Origin of the sequence: Mycobacterium asiaticum, assembly GCF_001668675.1 — a bacterium.
GTDB classification, from domain to species: Bacteria; Actinomycetota; Actinomycetes; order Mycobacteriales; family Mycobacteriaceae; genus Mycobacterium; species Mycobacterium asiaticum_D.
Genome location: NZ_LZKQ01000071.1, coordinates 1 through 18102 on the forward strand (window position 1 = coordinate 1; position 18102 = coordinate 18102).

Sequence of the window (18102 nt, forward strand, 5' to 3'; positions counted from 1 at the left end):
AGCATCAGACGTTAGGTCAACGCCATCAGTGGCCGCGATGGTTCCCCGAGCGCTCAGGCCGTGCGTCTGGCGCGGCGAATCTCGCGGGCCGTCGAGGCGACATAGTCGATTCCGGTGATGACCGTGAGCACGATCGCCAGCATCATCACCACCTGGGCCGCGGTGTGCAGTAAGCCGGACAGCGGCAGCACGAACAACCCGATCGCCACCGCCTGGGTCAGGGTTTTGAGCTTGCCGCCCCAGCTGGCCGGGATGACGCCGCGCCAGACGCACGGCCTGAGCGCTCGGGGAACCATCGCGGCCACTGATGGCGTTGACCTAACGTCTGATGCTTTTTCCAATGATGACCGGATAAGAGGAGAGCACGATGGCGTCATTAGTGCGCGAGGTCGTTGGCGACGTGCTGCGGGGGACCCGGACATCGCAGGGCCGGACACTGCGTGAGGTGTCCGATTCGGCGCGGGTGAGTCTCGGGTATTTGTCGGAGGTCGAGCGCGGCCGCAAGGAACCCTCGAGCGAGTTGCTGAACGCGATCTGTGACGCCCTGCAGGTGCCGCTGTCGCAGGTGCTCATCGATGCCGGTGAGCGGATGGCCCGCGAGGAGCGCGCCGGCTACACCGTGGGCGCCTCCATCGATGCCAGCACGAAGGTCGTCATTCCTCCCGTGGCGTCCCTGGCGGTTGCGTAAGCTTCGGCGTTCACTAGATATGCACCGTGGGTGGGGCGATCGGGGCTGACCCACTAAATTGAGCTGCAGGGTAGTGTTCGCGCCCATCCTGCACACAAGAAGCGAAGGCGGAGCTAACTGATGGCCAATCCGTTCGTCAAAGCGTGGAAGTACCTCATGGCGCTGTTCAACTCCAAAATCGACGAACACGCCGACCCGAAGGTGCAGATTCAGCAGGCCATCGAGGAAGCGCAGCGTACCCACCAGGCGCTCACCCAGCAGGCCGCCCAGGTGATCGGCAATCAGCGTCAGCTGGAGATGCGCCTGAACCGGCAACTGGCCGACATCGAGAAGTTGCAGGTCAACGTGCGGCAGGCGCTCACGCTCGCCGATCAGGCCGTCGCCAGCGGTGACGCCGCCAAGGCGACCGAATACAACAACGCCGCCGAAGCGTTCGCGGCTCAGCTGGTCACCGCCGAGCAGAGCGTGGAAGACCTCAAGAGCCTGCACGACCAGGCCCTGCAGGCGGCCTCGCAGGCCAAGAAGGCCGTCGAGCGCAACGCGATGGTGCTGCAGCAAAAGATCGCCGAGCGCACCAAGCTGCTCAGCCAGCTCGAGCAGGCCAAGATGCAGGAGCAGGTCAGCGCGTCGCTGCGGTCAATGAGCGAGCTCGCCGCCCCGGGCAACACCCCCAGCCTCGACGAGGTACGCGACAAGATCGAACGCCGCTACGCCAACGCGATCGGCTCCGCCGAGCTCGCCCAGAGTTCGGTGCAGGGCCGCATGCTCGAGGTCGAGCAGGCCGGCGTTCAGATGGCCGGACACTCGCGGCTCGAGCAGATCCGCGCCTCAATGCGCGGTGACGCCCTGCCCGCCGGCGGTGCCGCCGCGCCCGGCGCGACCCCGGGGACCCCGGCCACCGAACCCGGCGGAGCGGTACCCGAGAAACCGTTCGGTCAGTAGCAGAGCAACACGATGGCGGTGCGATCCAATCGGCGCGGGCCTCTACGGGCCCTGTGGCAGCGCGGCTTCGACACCGTCGTCGACCTGTCCGGATTCCTGCTCGCCAAGATCAACGCCGCCACCGATCCGCGGGCACGGCAACTTCGACGGCGCCGCCGTGCCCTGCGCTGGGCCTGGATCTTCACCACCGGGGTGATCTTCTGGGCGCTGGTGACCGCGATCCTGGCGGCCTGGGGCTGGTTCACCCTGCTGCTGCAGATCACCGGTGCCGTGGCGGTGGTGATGGTGATCCCGGCGACGCTGCTGTTCTTCCGCTATTACTGGCTCAAGTCCGAACCGCTGCCCTCGCAGCGGCCCGCGGTTAGCCGGCGATTGCCGCCGCCCGGTTCGGCCGCGCGGCCGGCGATGTACGCGCTGGGCGCCTCCGAGCGCGGATTCTTCTCGTTGCTGGGTGTGATCGAGCGCAGCGCAATCCTGCCGGCCGACGAGATCAGCGAGCTGACCGAAGCGGCCAAGCGGACCTCGGCGGCGATGGCGGCTACCGCGGCCGAGGTGGTGTCGATGGAACGGGCCGCGCAGAACTCGCAGTCGTCGCGCGAATATCTGGTCCCGACCATCAATGCGTACACCGCGCAGCTGGGGGCCGGGGTCCGTCAGTACAACGAGATGGTCACCGCCGCGGCCCATTTGGTCTCGTCGGTCAACGGCGAGAATGCGGGCGGCGTGACCATGCTCGCTCAGCAGCGTTACCGCGACGAGCTCACCGGCGCGACGGATCGGCTGCTGGGCTGGGCGCAGGCGTTCGACGAGCTTGGCGGCCTGCGCCGCGCCCAATAGGCCTAGAGCGTCGCGCGCAGTGACGGGATGACCACCCCGACCAGCCCGCGCACGGTCGCCTTGAGGAAGTCGTACGAGTCGAAGTAGTCCCGCCACAGGATGATTCGCCCGTCCTGCACCTCGAAGATCCCGCACACCCAGAACTGCAGGCGCAGCGGGCCGAAGATCAGCGCGTCGGTGCGCTCGGTGAGCACCGCGCTGCCGTCGGCGGCCACCCGGTGGAACTTCACCTCGAAGCCGATCCGCCCCTCCATCTTGCGAAAGAGCTTGGCCACCTTGCGTCCGCCGCGGATCCGCGAGTACCCGTAGTTCTCGTAGACCAGGTCGTCGTGCAACGCGGCATCCGCGGTCTCGAAGTCCTGGTCCTGCAGGGCATACAGGAAGCCCTCGACCGTGCGGATGTTGTCACTGGTTGTCGTCTGAGTCAGCTCAGTCATGGTTGCCAGCGTAGGCGAGCGCCGCTGTGGCAGGGTAGGGCCGATGCGCGTCGCCGTGGTTGCCGGGCCGGACCCCGGGCACTCGTTTCCGGCGATAGCGCTTTGCCAACGCTTTCTCGCCGCGGGTGACCAACCCACCCTGTTCACCGGCGTGGAGTGGCTGAACGCCGCCCGCGCAGTCGGGATCGACGCCGTGGAGCTCGACGGGCTCAAAGCCACCGACGAGGACCTCGACGCCGGGGCCAGGATTCACCGGCGGGCTGCCCGGATGGCGGTGTTGATCGCGCCGACCTTGCGCGATCTAGGCCCGGATTTGGTGGTGTCCGACGTGATCACCTCCGGCGGGGGCATGGCCGCCGAGCTGCTCGGTATCCCGTGGGTCGAGCTCTGCCCGCACCCGCTGTACCTGCCGTCGAAGGGGCTGCCGCCGATCGGCAGCGGCCTGGCGCCCGGTACGGGGTTGCGGGGCCGCCTGCGGGACTCGGTGATGCGGGCGCTGACGGCCCGCTCGGTGCGGGCGGGTCAGCGCCAGCGCGCGACTGTGCGGGTCGAGATCGGCCTGCCGGCGCGGGATCCGGGGCCGACGCGGCGGCTGATCGCCACGTTGCCCGCCCTGGAAGTGCCGCGTCCGGACTGGCCGGCCGAGGCGGTGGTCGTCGGCCCCCTGCACTTCGAGCCGACCGAACGGGTGCTGGCGATCCCGCCCGGCTCGGGTCCAGTGGTGGTGATCGCGCCGTCGACGGCCTACACCGGCACCACCGGGCTGGCGCAGCTCGCCCTCGAATCCTTGCGGCCGGGAGAGACGCTGCCGGCCGGTTCGCGGCTGGTGGTGTCTTGGCTGGGCGGTGAGGAGCTGGCGGCGCCGCCCTGGGCGGTGGTGGGCCTGGGCCGTCAGGACGAGCTGCTGCGCCACGCCGACCTGGTGATCGCCGGCGGCGGCCACGGCATGGTCGCCAAGACGCTGCTGGCGGGCGTCCCCATGGTCGTGGTGCCCGGCGGCGGCGATCAGTGGGAGATGGCGAATCGAGTGGTCCGGCAGGGCAGCGGGCAGCTGATCCGGCCTTTGACCGCCGACGCTCTTGTGGCCGCGGTGGAGGAGGTGTTGGCCTCGCCGGACTACCGGGCGGCCGCCCAGCGGGCCGCCGCCAGCGTCGCGGGAGTGGCCGACCCGGTGCGGGTGTGCCGCGAAGCGATTGATTGAGCGGGGCGGCGCGCTGGGTATGTTGCTGTGCGTGCGGCTGACGGAGTTCCACGAGCGGGTGACGTTGCGGTTCGGCGCCGCCTACGGTGCATCGGTGCTGGTTGATCACGTGTTGACGGGCTTCGACGGTCGCACTGCCGCCCAGGCGATCGAAGACGGCGTCGAGCCTCGCGACGTATGGCGTGCGCTGTGTGCTGACTTCGACGTGCCGCGCGAGCAGTGGTGACCTCCCGGGTGGCGTTGACTCTGCGCTGAGGGCGTGGTTTTGCGGGAACACGCCGCGGCCAGCGCAGAATCAACGCGGGCTAGAGCGGGCAGTCGCCGCACTTTCCACCACCGGGAATGCGGTAGAAGAGGCAGCAGCTGTTGCGCCGGAAGCCGAGGCCGGGACTGGTGACGACGCCGGTGCCGGCGAGGCGGCCGGTGTCGAGCAGCTCACGAGTGAGCCGGGTGGTCGGTTCGCGCAGGTCCGGCCGCGCCGCCAGCAGCATCCGGGACGTGCCCACCAAAGCGGACGCGATATTGCCGTAGAGCAGCCCGAGCGCCAGGTCAACCCGCAGGCCGGCGGCCAACCGTTCCATGTGCTCGCGCACGACGACCCGATATAGCAGCTCGGGGGAGGGTGCGACGCGTTCGCCGGTGGGTTCAGGCAGCCGCAGCCGGGCGTCGTCGTCGGCGCGTTGCAGCCCGGTGAGGTCCGGGAGCACGCCGTGAGCCAGCACGCAGGCCAGCACCGGCGACCAGAGCCGGGCGGCGTGACCGAGGTGGACCAGCGAGGCGCCCACCCGCAGTTCGGTGCTGCGGTAGCGGGCGGTGGTCGCACCGACGAGCTCGGCGAACCCGTCGGCATAGGACTTGGCGACCGGATGCCACCCGGTCGGTTCGCCGCCCACGGTCAGCGCGAAAAAGCCGCCGTAGGAGGCCACTTCGGCGAGCTCGGTGGAGATGTCGATCCCGGACATATTGCCCGGACATGTTGCCACACGCGGCGTGTCGAACTTGAGTCGAACAAGTGTTCGGCTACTGTGGTGATCATTCGGCGACCTCGACTTGTCAGACCCCGCGCCTAGTGTCACGGCCAACCGACCAACACCGGTCACCGAACACCGACTACAGGAGAGGCATCATGGCTCAAGCCCCCGACCGCGAGAAGGCTCTCGAACTGGCGATGGCCCAGATCGAGAAGAGTTACGGCAAAGGCTCGGTGATGCGCCTCGGAGACGAGGTGCGCCAGCCGATTTCAGTCATCCCGACCGGGTCCATCGCGTTGGATGTCGCCCTGGGTATCGGCGGCCTGCCGCGTGGCCGGGTCATCGAGATCTACGGTCCGGAGTCCTCGGGTAAGACCACCGTGGCGCTGCACGCGGTGGCCAACGCCCAGGCCGCCGGCGGTGTCGCGGCGTTCATCGACGCCGAGCACGCGCTGGATCCGGAATACGCCAAGAAACTCGGTGTCGACACCGATTCGCTGCTGGTCAGCCAGCCGGACACCGGTGAACAGGCGCTCGAGATCGCCGACATGCTGATCCGCTCGGGCGCGCTGGACATCGTGGTCATCGACTCGGTGGCGGCGCTGGTGCCGCGCGCGGAACTCGAAGGCGAGATGGGCGACAGCCACGTCGGTCTGCAGGCCCGGCTGATGAGTCAGGCGCTGCGGAAAATGACTGGCGCGCTGAACAATTCGGGTACAACGGCGATCTTCATCAACCAGCTGCGGGAGAAGATCGGGGTGATGTTCGGGTGCATGAGTTACTCCACCCGCGTGACCCTGGCAGACGGTAGCACCGAAAAGATCGGCAAGATCGTCAACAACAAAATGGACGTCGAGGTGCTGTCCTACGACCCGGTGGCAGACAAGATCGTCCCGCGCAAGGTAATCAATTGGTTCAACAACGGGCCAGCCGAACAGTTTCTGCAGTTCACCGTGGAGAAGTCCGCTGGCAACGGCAAGTCGCAGTTTGCCGCCACGCCTAATCACCTCATCCGCACGCCCGGAGGCTGGACCGAAGCTGGAGACCTCAACACCGGCGACAGGGTGTTGGCCGCCGAACCCCGTCTGCTCAGTGACCAGCAGTTCCAGGTGGTGCTGGGTTCGCTAATGGGTGACGGGAACCTGTCGCCCAACCCGCGGGGTCGCAACGGCGTCCGGTTCCGACTGGGGCATGGTTCTAAGCAGTTGGAGTACCTGCGCTGGAAGACCGCATTGTTGGGCAATATCCAGCACACGGTGCGGGAGAACGCCCAGGGTGCGAGCTTCGTCGACTTCACCCCGTTGCCGGAGCTCGCTGAGTTGCGGCGGGCGGTGTACCTGGGGGACGGGAAGAAGTTCTTCTCCGAGGAGTACCTCAAGGCGCTGACCCCATTGGCTCTGGCCATTTGGTACATGGATGACGGTTCATTTAGCTTGCGCTCCAAAGGATTGCAGCAGCGCACTGATGGCGGCACCGGACGCATTGAGATCTGTGTTGAGGCCATGACCGAAGGCACGCGGTTGCGGTTGTGTGACTACCTGCGCGACACATACGGCATGGATGTGCGTCTGCGTGCCGCGGGTTCGGCCGGCAAGGCGGTATTGACGTTTTCAACGGCGTCCTCGTCCAAGTTCCAGGAGTTGGTGGCGCCGTACATGGCGTCATCCATGGAGTACAAATTGCTGCCCCGGTTCCGAGGCCAAAGCAAGGTGGTGCCGGAGTTCGTTGAACCGACTCAAGCGCTGGTCCCGGCCCGGATTCTCGACGTCCATGTCAAGCCGCACACCCGCTCAATGAATCGCTTCGACATCGAGGTCGAGGGCAACCACAACTACTTCGTCGACGGTGTGATGGTGCACAACTCACCCGAAACAACTACGGGCGGAAAGGCATTGAAGTTCTACGCGTCGGTGCGCATGGACGTGCGCCGGATCGAGACCCTCAAGGACGGCACCAATGCGGTCGGCAACCGCACCCGGGTCAAGGTCGTCAAGAACAAGGTGTCGCCGCCGTTCAAGCAGGCCGAGTTCGACATCCTCTACGGCAAGGGCATCAGTCGGGAAGGCTCGCTGATCGACATGGGCGTCGACCAGGGCTTCATCCGCAAGTCCGGCTCCTGGTTCACCTACGAGGGCGAGCAGCTCGGCCAGGGCAAGGAGAATGCCCGCAACTTCTTGATGGAGAACGCCGACATCGCGAACGAGATCGAGAAGAAGATCAAGGAAAAGCTCGGCATTGGTGCAGTGGTGACCGATGACAGCGTCCTGCCCGCCCCCGTCGACTTCTGAGTCCTCGCGTCGCGACGAGCAGGCGCGGGCGTTGTGTCTGCGCCTGCTCACCGCGCGAGCGCGCACCAGGGCCGAGTTGGCCGGGCGGCTGGCCAAGCGGGGCTATCCCGACGACGTCAGCAACCGGGTGCTCGACCGGCTTGCCGCCGTGGGGCTGGTCGACGACACCGACTTCGCGGAGCAGTGGGTGCGGTCCCGGCGGGCGAACACCGGAAAGAGCCGGCGCGCGCTGGCCGCCGAGTTGCACACCAAGGGTGTGGACGACGAGGTCATCACCGCGGTGCTCGCCGACATCGACGGCGGTGCTGAGCGGGCGCGGGCCGAGCAGCTGGTGCGGGCCAAGCTACGGCGTGAGGTGTTGGGCGACGACGACGCCAAGGTGAGCCGGCGACTGATCGGGATGTTGGCCCGCCGCGGCTACAGCCAGAACGTGGCGTGTGAGGTGGTCTTCGCCGAGTTGGCCGCAGAGCGCGAACGGCGGCGAGTCTAGTTTTATCCTGGGCTCGTGCCCCGGCCCGTCGACCCTCAGCCGTCGACCGGTCGTTGGCATGCGATCGGCCTGATCGGGTTGCTCATCCTGGTGGTGCTCTACGGTGCCGCCGGTGTGCACGCCGCGTCCGTCGCCGGCAGCGGCGTCGACGTCCGGATGTACTGGATCCTGGGCGGGGCAACGCTTTTGGCCGGGGTTGTCGCGGTGGTGGGCCGGACGATCGGCTGGCAGAACAAGCGCGTTTTGCTCCTGGGCTGGCCCATTGCCTCGCTTGTCCTCACGATCGTGGTCGGGTCCGTTGACTCGGACGCCACTCGGCAACTGCCGGGCACGATCACGATCACGTTCGTCTACATCGGGCTGACGTGTCCGCGTTGGCGCTCGCTGGTCCTCGCGCCGCTCGGTGTCGTCGCGTTCGTCGTGGGCGCCGGCCCGCATCCCGGCGGGCTGCCGCCGACCGCGGTGACCGCCGCACTGATGTGGGTGATCGTGGCCGAGGTGCCGGCCTGGCTGATCGCCCAGCTGACACGGCAGACCGAGCTGGCGCACCAGATCGCCCAGACCGATGCCCTCACCCAGCTGCTCGACCGCAGCACGCTCGGCCACCACCTGTCATTGCACACCGGCGCGTCGACGATCGTGCTGATCGACCTCGACAACTTCAAGCAGTACAACGACACGCACGGGCACGCCGCCGGCGACGAACTCCTCGTCACCTTTGCCGACGCGCTGCGCTGGTCGGTGCGCCAGGACGACGTTGTCTTCAGGATCGGGGGTGACGAGTTCCTGCTGATGCTGCTCGGCGCCGACCACAGCGCCGCGGAGCAGGTCGTGGCCCGGCTGCGTCAGCGCTGGACCGAGGTGGGTGGCCAGGTCGGCTTCAGTGCCGGAATCGCCGCGGGGGAGCCCGACCCGCTTCGGGCCGCCGACCGGAACATGTACGCCGTCAAGCGCGCCACTGGGGCCGCTTGATCTGCGCCGCTTCGCCGCGCCCGCGATGGCCGAGCGGCTTGACGGGGCGACCCGCGTCGCCCGGTTTCGCCGCGCTCGCGATCGCCGGGCGGCTTGACGGGGCGACCCGCGTCGCCCGGCTTCGCCGCGCTCGCGATCGCCGGGCGCCTTGACGGGGCGACCCGCGTCGCCCGGCTTCGCCGCGCTCGCGATCGCCCCGGCCTGCGGGTTCATCGGCCAGGGCGACCTCGCCGTACCATATCCGGGTGACTTCGACGGTGGCGCGGGACGTGCCGGGGGATGCCCCGACCGTGGTTTCGGCGCGCACCTATCAGGTCCGTACCTATGGCTGCCAGATGAACGTGCACGACTCCGAACGGCTGGCCGGGCTGCTCGAAGCTGCCGGCTACCAGCGCGCCACCGAGGGAGCCGACGCCGACATCGTCGTCTTCAACACCTGTGCCGTGCGGGAGAACGCCGACAACAAGCTTTACGGCAACCTCAGCCACCTGGCGCCGCGCAAACGTAGCAATCCCGACATGCAGATCGCGGTCGGCGGCTGCCTGGCGCAGAAGGACCGCGACACCGTGCTGCGCAAGGCGCCGTGGGTCGACGTGGTGTTCGGCACCCACAACATCGGGTCGCTTCCCACGTTGCTCGAACGCGCCCGGCACAACAACGCCGCGCAGATCGAGATCGCCGAGGCGCTGCAGGAATTCCCCTCCTCGCTGCCCAGTGCACGCGAATCCGCTTATGCGGCTTGGGTTTCCATCTCCGTCGGCTGCAACAACAGCTGCACGTTCTGCATCGTCCCGTCGCTGCGGGGTAAGGAAGTGGACCGCAGCCCGGACGACGTGCTGGCCGAGGTGCGGTCGCTGGTGGAATCCGGTGTGCTCGAGATAACCCTGCTGGGCCAGAACGTCAACGCCTACGGCGTCTCCTTCGCCGACCCGGCGATTCCGCGCAACCGCGGTGCCTTCGCCGAACTGCTGCGCGCCTGCGGCGGCATCGAAGGGCTGGAGCGGGTCCGGTTCACCTCACCGCACCCGGCCGAATTCACCGACGACGTCATCGAGGCAATGGCCGAGACACCCAATGTCTGCCCCGCGCTGCACATGCCGCTGCAGTCCGGGTCCGACCGGATTCTGCGGGCGATGCGCCGCTCCTACCGCGCCGAGCGCTACCTGGGCATCATCGAGCGGGTCCGGGCGGCCATGCCGCACGCCGCGATAACCACCGACCTGATCGTGGGCTTCCCCGGCGAGACCGAGGAAGACTTCGCGGCCACCCTCGACGTGGTTGAGCAGGCACGGTTCGCGGCCGCGTTCACCTTCCAGTACTCCCAGCGGCCCGGTACCCCCGCCGCCGACCTCCCCGATCAGTTGCCCAAGGCCGTCGTCCAGGAACGCTACGAGCGACTGATCGAACTGCAGGAGCGGATCTCGCTCGAGCACAACCGCGCGCTCCTGGGCCAGACTGTCGAACTGCTCGTCGCCACCGGGGAAGGCCGCAAGGACACCCGCACCGCACGGATGACCGGGCGGGCCCGCGACGGCCGGTTGGTCCACTTCGCCGCCGGTGACCAGGAAATACGTCCGGGTGACATCGTCACCGCCCGAATCACCGAGGCCGCGCCGCACCACCTGATCGCCGACGCGGGCATCCTCAGCCATCGCCGTACCCGCGCCGGTGACGCCCACGCGGCGGGCCGGCGCCCGAGCGGTGTCGGCCTAGGCATGCCTGGCGTCGGGCGGCCCGCTGCGCCGGCCGAACCGGCGGGATGCGGCGCATCGACCGGAGCAGCCCAATAGATGGGTGGGATTGGAGAAGTAGACGTGGGGGATTTCGACGCCTACCGGTCGGAGATCGAGGCGGCCGAACGCCGCGTCGCGCGTGAGATCGAGCCCGGCGCCAGGGCACTGGTGGTCGCGGTGCTGGTGTTCGTGCTACTCGGGGCGTTCATCCTGCCGCACACCGGCAGCGTGCGGGGGTGGGACGTGCTGTTCGCCGGCCGGGGTGCCGATACGGCCGGGGTGGCGCTGCCGTCGCGGGTCTTCGCCTGGCTGACGCTGGTGTTCGGCGTCGGCTTCTCGATCCTGGCGCTACTGACCCGGCGCTGGGCGGTGGCCTGGGTGGCGTTGGCCGGCTGCATGCTGGCCAGCGGCACCGGAATGCTGGCGGTGTGGTCGCGTCAGACGGCGCCGGCGGGACATCCCGGCCCGGGCGTCGGCCTGATCGTCACCTGGATAACCGTCATCCTGCTGACGTTCCACTGGGCGCGGGTGGTGTGGCAGCGCACGATCGTGCAGCTCGCCGCCGAGGAGGAGCGCCGTCGCGTCGTGGCCCAGGACCAGGCCAGGACCCTGCTGGACAACCTGCCCGACGACACAGAACCCGGCCGCGGCGAAACGCCACCCGACCGCTAGGAGCGGCGGGTCAGAGCCTGGGCGGCTGCGTCGGCCCACTGACGCCACTGCTCGGCGTTGGCCCTGGCCTCGTCGGCTTCCTTGGTCTTGCCAGCCGCGGCGGCCTTCGCGGCCTGCTGTTCGAACTGCTCGGCGCGGGCGCGGAACTGCTCGGCGCGGGCCTGCGCCTGCGGGTCCGCCCAGTCCGACTCGCCGGCCTCGCGCACCTTCTTCTCGACCGCACGCAGCCGCCGCTCCAGGTCTGCGGACCGCTCCCGCGGGACCTTGCCGATGGCATCCCATCGGTCGGCGATCGAGCGCAGCGCCGCCCGGGCGGCGTCGTGATTGCTGATGTCCAGCTTCTCCGCCTCGGACAGCAACGCCTCCTTCGCGGCCGCATTGGCGCGCAGCTCGGCGTCCTTCTCCGCGGTGGCGGCGTTGCGGGCCGTGAAGAACGAGTCCTGCGCGGCCTTGAACCGGCGCCACAACGCGTCGTCGACGTCCTTGCTGGCGCGTCCGGCCGCCTTCCATTCGGTGAGCAGCCGGCGGAATTCCGCGCTGGTGGCTGCCCAGTCCGTCGAGTCGGACAGCGACTCGGCCCGCTCACACAACCGTTCCTTGGCCTGGCGAACCCCCGACCGCTCCCGGTCCAGTTCGGCGAAATGCGATCCGCGGCGCCGGTTGAAGGTCTCCCGCGCCGCCGAATAGCGCTTCCACAACGCGTCGTCGACCTTGCGGTCCAGCCCGGTGATCGTCTTCCACTCGTCGAGGATCGCCCGCAGCCGGTCGCCGGCGATCTTCCATTGCGTCGAATTCGCGGCCAGGTCCTCGGCCTCGACGGCCAGCGCTTCCTTCCGGGCGGTCTGGGCGGCCCGGTGCTCTTCGCGGCGGGAGCGGTTGGCGACGACGTAGACGTCGATGCGCGCCTGGATGTCGGCGAGCCGGTTGCCGATCGCGTCGACATCGCCCAGCACCGCCGCCGTGGGCAGCGTTTCGGCCAGCGCGGCGGCGTTCGCCCGGATCTTGCGGGGATCCCCGGTCCCCGACACCAGCCGCTCCTCCATCAGGGCGACCTCGGTGCTCAGGTCCTCGAAGCGCCGGCCGAAGTGCGCGAATGCGGCTTCGGGGTCACCAGCCTGCCAGGAACCGATGACGCGCTCGCCGGACGAGCTGATCAGCCACACGGTGCCATCGTCGTCGACCCGGCCGAACCGGTGCGGATCGTTGCGCGGGGGGCCGGGCACCGGGTGCGTTACTGCAGCGCCGGGCCGCGGCGTCGGCCGGGGACCGGGTCGTGGTCCCGGTCGCGGTCCGGGAACCGGTCTCGACACTGGTTCAGCCGTCGGACCTGCGAAGTCGTTGCCACCCGTCATCGTGCTCGTCACCTACCCTTTAGCCGGTCGCGCGGTCCACTTCCCGCGCAGCTGCCGCGCGAAGCGGCACCTGTCCGGTCGGTAATTCTGGTGTTGCCTGAGCCCGTAGTCAGGTCCCCGACCGGTTCCACAGATATTGAAGCAGTTCGTGCAGTCCTCCGCTGCCACCTTCGTCCGATGCCTTCGGAAACGCGGTAACGAAAGCATTCCCGTTGGGTTGCGCACGATAGGGACTTCGTGAGCGCGGGTACCGTTACCAAAGGACGTCGGTGGCCTGGGCCGCCACATCGAACCGGGTTTTCACAGGTGCCACATAGCTGGCTCTGGGCGCCGCTTAGGTCGATGGGCGAGTGTGGGGATGCGACGAGAGGCTAAATCACTGTCCAGAGCGTATATAGGGCCATAGAGTATTCGTTGAACTACCAGCGAACGGCCGGGGGAACGCTGGTAGCGAAGTCGGGAATTGAGGGTCGCCCATGTCGATGGTTGGTATCGCCGGAATAATCGCGCTGTTTGCAGCGCTCGCGTCGGCGACCGGCGATGTGATCCGGCAGCGCTCGGCGCACGAGATCACCGACCAGCATGTCGGGCACCTCAAGCTGTTCGGCATGTCCCTGCGGGACACCCGGTGGTGGCTGGGCGGCCTGTGCGCGATCCTCAACTACAGCCTGCAAGCGGTGGCGCTGGTCTGGGCTTCGGTCATGTTGGTGACCGCGCTGCAGGTTACGGCGTTGTTGTTCGCGTTGCCGATCTATTCGCGTCTGACCCATCACAAGACCACGCGCTCGGAGTGGCTGTGGGCCGTCACGCTGGCGGCCTCCCTGGCCGTGGTCATCATCGTTGGTGACCCGACGGCCGGTCACGACCGGGCGCCGCTGAGCACCTGGATCATCGTGGCCGCGGTGATGGGCCCGCTGCTGGTGTCATGTGTGGTCGCGGCCAAGGTGCTGCACGGCCGCCCCGCCGCCGCCGTGCTGCTCGCGCTGACCGCGGGTTCCTCGCTGGCCTTGTTCGCGGTGCTCACCAAGGGCGTCGTCGACGTCCTGCACCTGCAGGGACTGGGTGCCGCGGTGACCGCACCCGAGTTCGTTCCCTGGCTGATCATGATGCTGTGCGGGATGATCTTCCAGCAGTCGGCGTTCCGCGCCGGCGCGCTGACGGCGTCCTTGCCGACCATGACGGTGGCCAAGCCCACGGTGGCCACGATCCTGGGCATCACGGTGCTGGGCGAGACGCTGGTGGCCGATGGCCCAGAGTGGATCCTGCTGATCGCAGCCGTCGCCGTGGTGATCATCGCCACCGTCGGACTGGCCCGCGGCGAGGCCGCCACCATCGTGGCCGAATCCGGTGGCGACCGTCCGGATCAGCTGGCCGAGCAGGACGCCGACGCCGCCCCGGTATCCGCCGCCGAAGGCCCGGCCTGGGGCTCCACCTCCGCCTGACGCGGCCGCGGCGTTAGTTTGGGTGGCGTGCTGAGCGCCATCGCCATCGTTCCCTCCGCGCCGGTGCTCGTGCCCGAACTATCCGGCGCCGCAGCCGGTGAACTGTCCGACCTGACCGCGGCGGTAGGGGCGGCGGTCGCCGTATTGCCGGACAGCTGGATCGCGATCGGAGTCGGCCGCGCGGACGACGTGGTGAACCCCGAGAGCGCCGGCAGCTTCGCCGGATTCGGCGTCGACGTTCCGGTGCGGCTCGCACCGCAGTCCCGCGCTGAGGTCGAAATGCCGTTGTGCGCGCTGATCGCCGCCTGGGTGCGCGGTCAGGTCCGGCCCGCTGCCAGCGTGCAGGTCCGGGTCTACGCCGAGGACCTCGAACCGACCGCCGCGCGGGACCGGGGCCGTCGGTTGCGTGGCGAGATCGACGAGCAGCCGGAACCGATCGGCGTCTTGGTGGTCGCCGACGGCGTCAACACGCTGACACCGGCGGCCCCCGGCGGCTACGACCCGAGCGGCGCCGACCCTCAGCGGCTGCTCGACGACGCGCTGGCCGCAGGCGATGCCGACACGCTGGTCCGGCTGCCGCCGCGGGTGCTCGGACGGGTCGCGTTCGGGGTGCTGGCCGGGCTGAGCGAACCCGGCCCGCGCTCGGCCAAGGAGCTCTACCGCGGCGCGCCCTACGGCGTGGGCTACTTCACCGGCGTCTGGCAGCCGTGAGACCGCTCGCGATCATCGGTCCGACGGGTACCGGCAAGTCCCAACTGGCCCTCGACGTCGCCGAGGCGGTGGGCCGCGAGGTCGCGGTCGAGATCGTCAACGCCGACGCGATGCAGCTCTACCGCGGGATGGACATCGGTACCGCCAAGCTGCCCGTCGACCAGCGCCGCGGCATCCCTCATCACCAGCTCGACGTCCTCGACGTCACGCAAACCGCGACCGTCGCGCACTATCAGCAGGCGGCAGCGGCCGACATCGAAGCGATCATGGTCAGGGGAGCGGCGCCGGTGATCGTCGGCGGGTCGATGCTCTACATCCAGTCGCTGCTCGACAACTGGTCGTTCCCGGCCACCGACCCGACGGTGCGGGCCCGCTGGGAGCAGCGCCTCGCCGACATCGGGGTGGGCCGGTTGCATGCCGAGCTGGCGCGGCGCGACCCGGCGGCAGCGGCCACCATCCTGCCCACCGACGGCCGCCGCACCGTTCGCGCGCTGGAGGTCATCGAGCTCACCGGGCAGCCGTTCGCCGCGTCCGCGCCGCGCATCGGCGCCGCCCGCTGGGACACTGTCATTGTCGGGTTGGACTGCGAGACAACACTTCTCGACGAGCGATTGACCCGGCGCACCGACACGATGTTCGCCGACGGGCTGGTCGGAGAGGTTCGGGCGCTGCTCGAGCAGGGGTTGCGGGACGGCGTCACCGCATCCCGGGCGCTCGGGTATGCCCAGGTGATCGCGGCCCTCGATGCCGGCGGGACCGAGGAACTGCTGCGCGAGGCGCGCGAACTGACCTTCATCGGCACCCGCCGCTATGTCCGGCGCCAGCGGTCCTGGTTTCGCCGCGACCACCGGGTGCACTGGCTGGACGCGGCGGCGGCCGGCGCCGTCGAGGACGCGCTGCAGGCCTGGCGGCACGTATCCTGATCAGGTGCAATTCGCCAAGGGCCACGGCACCCAGAACGACTTCGTCGTGTTGCCCGACCTCGATGCCCGGTTGGCCCTGACGGCTGACCGGGTGGTCGCGCTGTGCGACCGGCGCCGGGGCCTCGGCGCTGACGGCGTCCTGCGGGTTACCACCGCCGGTGCGGCCGTCAAAGCCGGCGTGCTCGACCGGCTGCCCGACGGCGTCGGTAGCGACGACTGGTACATGGACTACCGCAACGCTGACGGATCCCGGGCCCAGATGTGCGGCAACGGTGTCCGGGTCTTCGCGCATTACCTGCGTGCCAGCGGCTGCGAGCCGCGCGACGAGTTCGTCGTCGGGTCGCTGGCCGGACCGCGGCCGGTCACGCTGCACCACAGTGATCAGACGACGGCCGACGTCACCGTGGACATGGGCAAGGCCAGCAGGCTGGGCGCCGGACGGGCGGTCGTCGGGGGCCGGCGGTTCGAGGGAATCGCCATCGACGTCGGCAACCCGCACCTGGCCTGCGCGGACCCGCACCTCACCGTTGACGACCTGGCCGCCCTGGACGTCGGGGGCCCGGTCGAGTTCGACACCACCCAATTCCCTGAGGGGGTCAACGTCGAGATCCTCACCGTCCCACTCGACGGCGCCGTCACCATGCGGGTGCACGAACGCGGCGTCGGCGAGACCCGCTCCTGCGGCACCGGAACGGTGGCGGCCGCCGTCGCGGCGCTGGCCAGCACCGGCGCCGATACCGGCACCCTCACCGTGCGCGTGCCCGGCGGGGACGTCACTGTCACCGTCACCGACGCGACCAGCTTCCTGCGCGGACCGTCCGTGCTGGTGGCGCGTGGCGAGCTGGACGACCGCTGGTGGGACGCGCCGGCGTGATTTATTCGAGTGCACGGATCTGCTCGACGTGCCACCATCGAAATCAGCTATGACATATCCAGATTCGCCCGAGACGGGCATCCCCGAAACCGCCCCGAGCCTTGGTGAGCTCGCCCTTGAAGACCGTTCGGCGCTGCGCCGCGTCGCCGGGCTGTCGACCGAACTCGCCGACGTCTCCGAGGTCGAATACCGGCAGCTGCGGCTGGAACGGGTCGTGCTGGTCGGTGTGTGGACCGAGGGCACCGCGGCCGACAACCAGGCGAGCCTGGCCGAGTTGGCCGCGCTCGCCGAGACGGCCGGCTCCCAGGTCCTCGAGGGCCTGATCCAGCGCCGCGACAAGCCCGACCCCTCGACCTACATCGGGTCTGGCAAGGCGCAGGAACTGCGCGAGGTGGTGCTGGCCACCGGCGCCGACACCGTCATCTGCGACGGCGAACTGTCCCCGGCCCAGCTCACCGCGCTGGAAAAGGCGGTCAAGGTCAAGGTGATCGACCGCACGGCGCTGATCCTGGACATCTTCGCTCAGCACGCCACCAGCCGGGAAGGAAAGGCGCAGGTATCGCTGGCGCAGATGGAATACATGCTGCCGCGGCTGCGCGGTTGGGGTGAGTCGATGTCCCGGCAGGCCGGTGGTCGCGCTGGCGGGAGCGGCGGCGGCGTGGGTCTGCGCGGCCCCGGTGAAACCAAGATCGAGACCGACCGGCGGCGCATCCGGGAACGGATGTCGAAGCTGCGGCGCGAGATCAAGGCGATGAAGCAGGTCCGGGACACCCAACGCAGCCGCCGGCTGCACGCCGAGATGCCCTCGATCGCCATCGTCGGGTACACCAATGCGGGCAAGTCCAGCGTGCTCAATGCGCTGACCGGCGCGGGTGTGCTGGTACAGGACGCACTGTTCGCGACGCTGGAGCCCACCACCCGGCGGGCGGTGTTCGACGACGGCAGGCCCTACGTGCTCACCGACACCGTCGGCTTCGTGCGCCACCTGCCGACCCAGCTGGTCGAGGCATTCCGGTCCACGCTGGAGGAAGTGGTCGACGCGGACCTGCTGGTGCACGTGGTGGACGGCTCCGATGTCAACCCGCTCGCGCAGATCAGTGCGGTGCGCGAGGTGATCTCGGAGGTGGTCGCCGAGTACGGAGCCGACTCTCCGCCGGAGTTGCTGGTGGTCAACAAGGTCGACGCGGCCGGGGACCTGATGCTGGCCAGGCTGCGCCACGAACTGCCCGGGGCCGTCTTCGTCTCCGCGCGTACCGGTGCGGGCATCGACGCGGTGCGACGGCGCATGGCGGAGCTCGCGGTGCCCACCGACACCGCGGTGGATGTGGTCATTCCCTATGACCGCGGGGATCTGGTTGCCCGCGTGCACTCCGACGGTCGCGTCCAGCAGGAGGATCACCAGGCCGACGGCACCCGGCTGCGCGCCAGGGTCCCGGTGGCGCTGGCCGCTGCGCTGCGCGAATACGGCCCGCAGGACTGACCCGCGCGGCCCTGGCCACGCCCGATGCCTACCAACCACCCGGTTGGTATATCTTGGGCAGGAGTCCCGCACCTATTTCAGACCAACGG

General features: G+C 69.0%; 19 protein-coding genes. 15 read left to right on the forward strand and 4 right to left on the reverse strand.

Annotation, left to right across the window (positions count from 1 at the left end; translation table 11 throughout):
• Positions 1-53: 53 nt before the first annotated feature.
• Positions 54-296, reverse strand: a complete 243-nt coding sequence (locus tag A9X01_RS06595; protein WP_436405238.1) for a CDP-alcohol phosphatidyltransferase family protein — start codon at positions 294-296, stop codon at positions 54-56.
• Between the two features lie 71 nt (positions 297-367).
• Here A9X01_RS06595 and clgR point away from each other — a divergent pair, with 71 nt between their 5' ends.
• The 3 genes from clgR to pspM all read left to right on the forward strand — a co-directional run bounded on the left by clgR (position 368) and on the right by pspM (position 2467).
• Positions 368-688, forward strand: coding sequence for a transcriptional regulator ClgR (gene clgR / locus A9X01_RS06600; RefSeq protein WP_065119984.1), 321 nt, complete (start codon positions 368-370; stop codon positions 686-688).
• A gap of 120 nt (positions 689-808) precedes the next feature.
• The gene (gene pspA, locus A9X01_RS06605) at positions 809-1630 is read left to right on the forward strand and encodes a phage shock protein PspA (RefSeq protein ID WP_065119985.1); all 822 of its coding nucleotides are present in this window, start codon (positions 809-811) and stop codon (positions 1628-1630) included.
• 12 nt (positions 1631-1642) lie between these two features.
• A complete protein-coding gene (gene pspM, locus A9X01_RS06610) occupies positions 1643-2467 on the forward strand; it encodes a phage shock envelope stress response protein PspM (protein ID WP_065119986.1) in 825 nt (274 codons plus the stop codon).
• 2 nt (positions 2468-2469) lie between these two features.
• On the opposite strand, the gene A9X01_RS06615 is transcribed toward pspM, so the two are convergent.
• A complete protein-coding gene (locus A9X01_RS06615) occupies positions 2470-2904 on the reverse strand; it encodes a limonene-1,2-epoxide hydrolase family protein (RefSeq protein WP_065037559.1) in 435 nt (144 codons plus the stop codon).
• Between the two features lie 43 nt (positions 2905-2947).
• Between A9X01_RS06615 and A9X01_RS06620 the strand changes: the two genes are divergently transcribed.
• Both A9X01_RS06620 and A9X01_RS06625 read left to right on the forward strand, forming a co-directional pair.
• Positions 2948-4105: a glycosyltransferase gene (locus A9X01_RS06620; protein WP_065119987.1), complete on the forward strand. Its 1158-nt coding sequence runs from the start codon at positions 2948-2950 to the stop codon at positions 4103-4105.
• 31 nt (positions 4106-4136) lie between these two features.
• Positions 4137-4331, forward strand: coding sequence for a DUF3046 domain-containing protein (locus A9X01_RS06625; protein WP_436405236.1), 195 nt, complete (start codon positions 4137-4139; stop codon positions 4329-4331).
• Positions 4332-4410: 79 nt separating this feature from the next.
• Here A9X01_RS06625 and A9X01_RS06630 read toward each other — a convergent pair whose 3' ends face one another.
• Positions 4411-5058 carry a (2Fe-2S)-binding protein gene (locus A9X01_RS06630; protein ID WP_065120089.1) on the reverse strand — a complete coding sequence of 216 codons (648 nt, stop codon included), beginning with the start codon at positions 5056-5058 and terminating at the stop codon, positions 4411-4413.
• Between the two features lie 173 nt (positions 5059-5231).
• On the opposite strand from A9X01_RS06630, the gene recA reads away from it, so the two are divergent.
• From recA to A9X01_RS06655, 5 genes are all read left to right on the forward strand, one after another.
• Positions 5232-7364 (forward strand): intein-containing recombinase RecA, encoded by a 2133-nt coding sequence (gene recA, locus A9X01_RS06635; protein ID WP_065119989.1) that lies wholly within the window; start codon positions 5232-5234, stop codon positions 7362-7364.
• Positions 7330-7854, forward strand: a complete 525-nt coding sequence (gene recX, locus A9X01_RS06640; RefSeq protein WP_065119990.1) for a recombination regulator RecX — start codon at positions 7330-7332, stop codon at positions 7852-7854. The genes recA and recX overlap by 35 nt, the downstream gene beginning before the upstream one ends.
• Before the next feature lie 15 nt (positions 7855-7869).
• A complete protein-coding gene (locus A9X01_RS06645; RefSeq protein WP_065119991.1) occupies positions 7870-8826 on the forward strand; it encodes a GGDEF domain-containing protein in 957 nt (318 codons plus the stop codon).
• A gap of 245 nt (positions 8827-9071) precedes the next feature.
• Complete coding sequence (gene miaB, locus A9X01_RS06650; protein WP_065119992.1) at positions 9072-10616, forward strand: tRNA (N6-isopentenyl adenosine(37)-C2)-methylthiotransferase MiaB; 1545 nt, start codon at positions 9072-9074, stop codon at positions 10614-10616.
• Entirely contained in the window at positions 10617-11231 is a 615-nt protein-coding gene (locus tag A9X01_RS06655; RefSeq protein ID WP_065119993.1) for an Rv2732c family membrane protein, read from the forward strand.
• On the opposite strand, the gene A9X01_RS06660 is transcribed toward A9X01_RS06655, so the two are convergent.
• Positions 11228-12583 carry a DUF349 domain-containing protein gene (locus tag A9X01_RS06660; RefSeq protein WP_065119994.1) on the reverse strand — a complete coding sequence of 452 codons (1356 nt, stop codon included), beginning with the start codon at positions 12581-12583 and terminating at the stop codon, positions 11228-11230. The two genes, A9X01_RS06655 and A9X01_RS06660, sit on opposite strands and share 4 nt — an antisense overlap.
• Positions 12584-13059: 476 nt before the next feature.
• Here A9X01_RS06660 and A9X01_RS06665 point away from each other — a divergent pair, with 476 nt between their 5' ends.
• The 5 genes from A9X01_RS06665 to hflX are packed head-to-tail and all read left to right on the forward strand — an operon-like array spanning position 13060 to position 18013.
• Positions 13060-14025 carry a DMT family transporter gene (locus A9X01_RS06665; RefSeq protein ID WP_065119995.1) on the forward strand — a complete coding sequence of 322 codons (966 nt, stop codon included), beginning with the start codon at positions 13060-13062 and terminating at the stop codon, positions 14023-14025.
• 27 nt (positions 14026-14052) lie between these two features.
• Positions 14053-14736 (forward strand): class III extradiol ring-cleavage dioxygenase family protein, encoded by a 684-nt coding sequence (locus A9X01_RS06670; protein WP_065119996.1) that lies wholly within the window; start codon positions 14053-14055, stop codon positions 14734-14736.
• Positions 14733-15659, forward strand: coding sequence for a tRNA (adenosine(37)-N6)-dimethylallyltransferase MiaA (gene miaA / locus A9X01_RS06675; RefSeq protein WP_065119997.1), 927 nt, complete (start codon positions 14733-14735; stop codon positions 15657-15659). Before A9X01_RS06670 ends, miaA begins: the two co-directional genes overlap by 4 nt.
• A gap of 4 nt (positions 15660-15663) precedes the next feature.
• Entirely contained in the window at positions 15664-16533 is an 870-nt protein-coding gene (gene dapF / locus A9X01_RS06680) for a diaminopimelate epimerase (RefSeq protein WP_065119998.1), read from the forward strand.
• A gap of 49 nt (positions 16534-16582) precedes the next feature.
• Positions 16583-18013 carry a GTPase HflX gene (gene hflX / locus A9X01_RS06685; protein WP_065119999.1) on the forward strand — a complete coding sequence of 477 codons (1431 nt, stop codon included), beginning with the start codon at positions 16583-16585 and terminating at the stop codon, positions 18011-18013.
• The last annotated feature ends 89 nt before the right edge of the window (positions 18014-18102 follow it).

Coding starts and splice junctions, on each gene's coding strand:
- A9X01_RS06595 (WP_436405238.1), bottom strand. CDS start 296: ATGGTTCCCCGAGCGCTCAGGCCGTGCGTCTGGCGCGGCGTCATCCCG.
- clgR (WP_065119984.1), top strand. CDS start 368: ATGGCGTCATTAGTGCGCGAGGTCGTTGGCGACGTGCTGCGGGGGACC.
- pspA (WP_065119985.1), top strand. CDS start 809: ATGGCCAATCCGTTCGTCAAAGCGTGGAAGTACCTCATGGCGCTGTTC.
- pspM (WP_065119986.1), top strand. CDS start 1,643: ATGGCGGTGCGATCCAATCGGCGCGGGCCTCTACGGGCCCTGTGGCAG.
- A9X01_RS06615 (WP_065037559.1), bottom strand. CDS start 2,904: ATGACTGAGCTGACTCAGACGACAACCAGTGACAACATCCGCACGGTC.
- A9X01_RS06620 (WP_065119987.1), top strand. CDS start 2,948: ATGCGCGTCGCCGTGGTTGCCGGGCCGGACCCCGGGCACTCGTTTCCG.
- recA (WP_065119989.1), top strand. CDS start 5,232: ATGGCTCAAGCCCCCGACCGCGAGAAGGCTCTCGAACTGGCGATGGCC.
- recX (WP_065119990.1), top strand. CDS start 7,330: ATGACAGCGTCCTGCCCGCCCCCGTCGACTTCTGAGTCCTCGCGTCGC.
- A9X01_RS06655 (WP_065119993.1), top strand. CDS start 10,617: ATGGGTGGGATTGGAGAAGTAGACGTGGGGGATTTCGACGCCTACCGG.
- A9X01_RS06660 (WP_065119994.1), bottom strand. CDS start 12,583: ATGACGGGTGGCAACGACTTCGCAGGTCCGACGGCTGAACCAGTGTCG.
- A9X01_RS06665 (WP_065119995.1), top strand. CDS start 13,060: ATGTCGATGGTTGGTATCGCCGGAATAATCGCGCTGTTTGCAGCGCTC.
- hflX (WP_065119999.1), top strand. CDS start 16,583: ATGACATATCCAGATTCGCCCGAGACGGGCATCCCCGAAACCGCCCCG.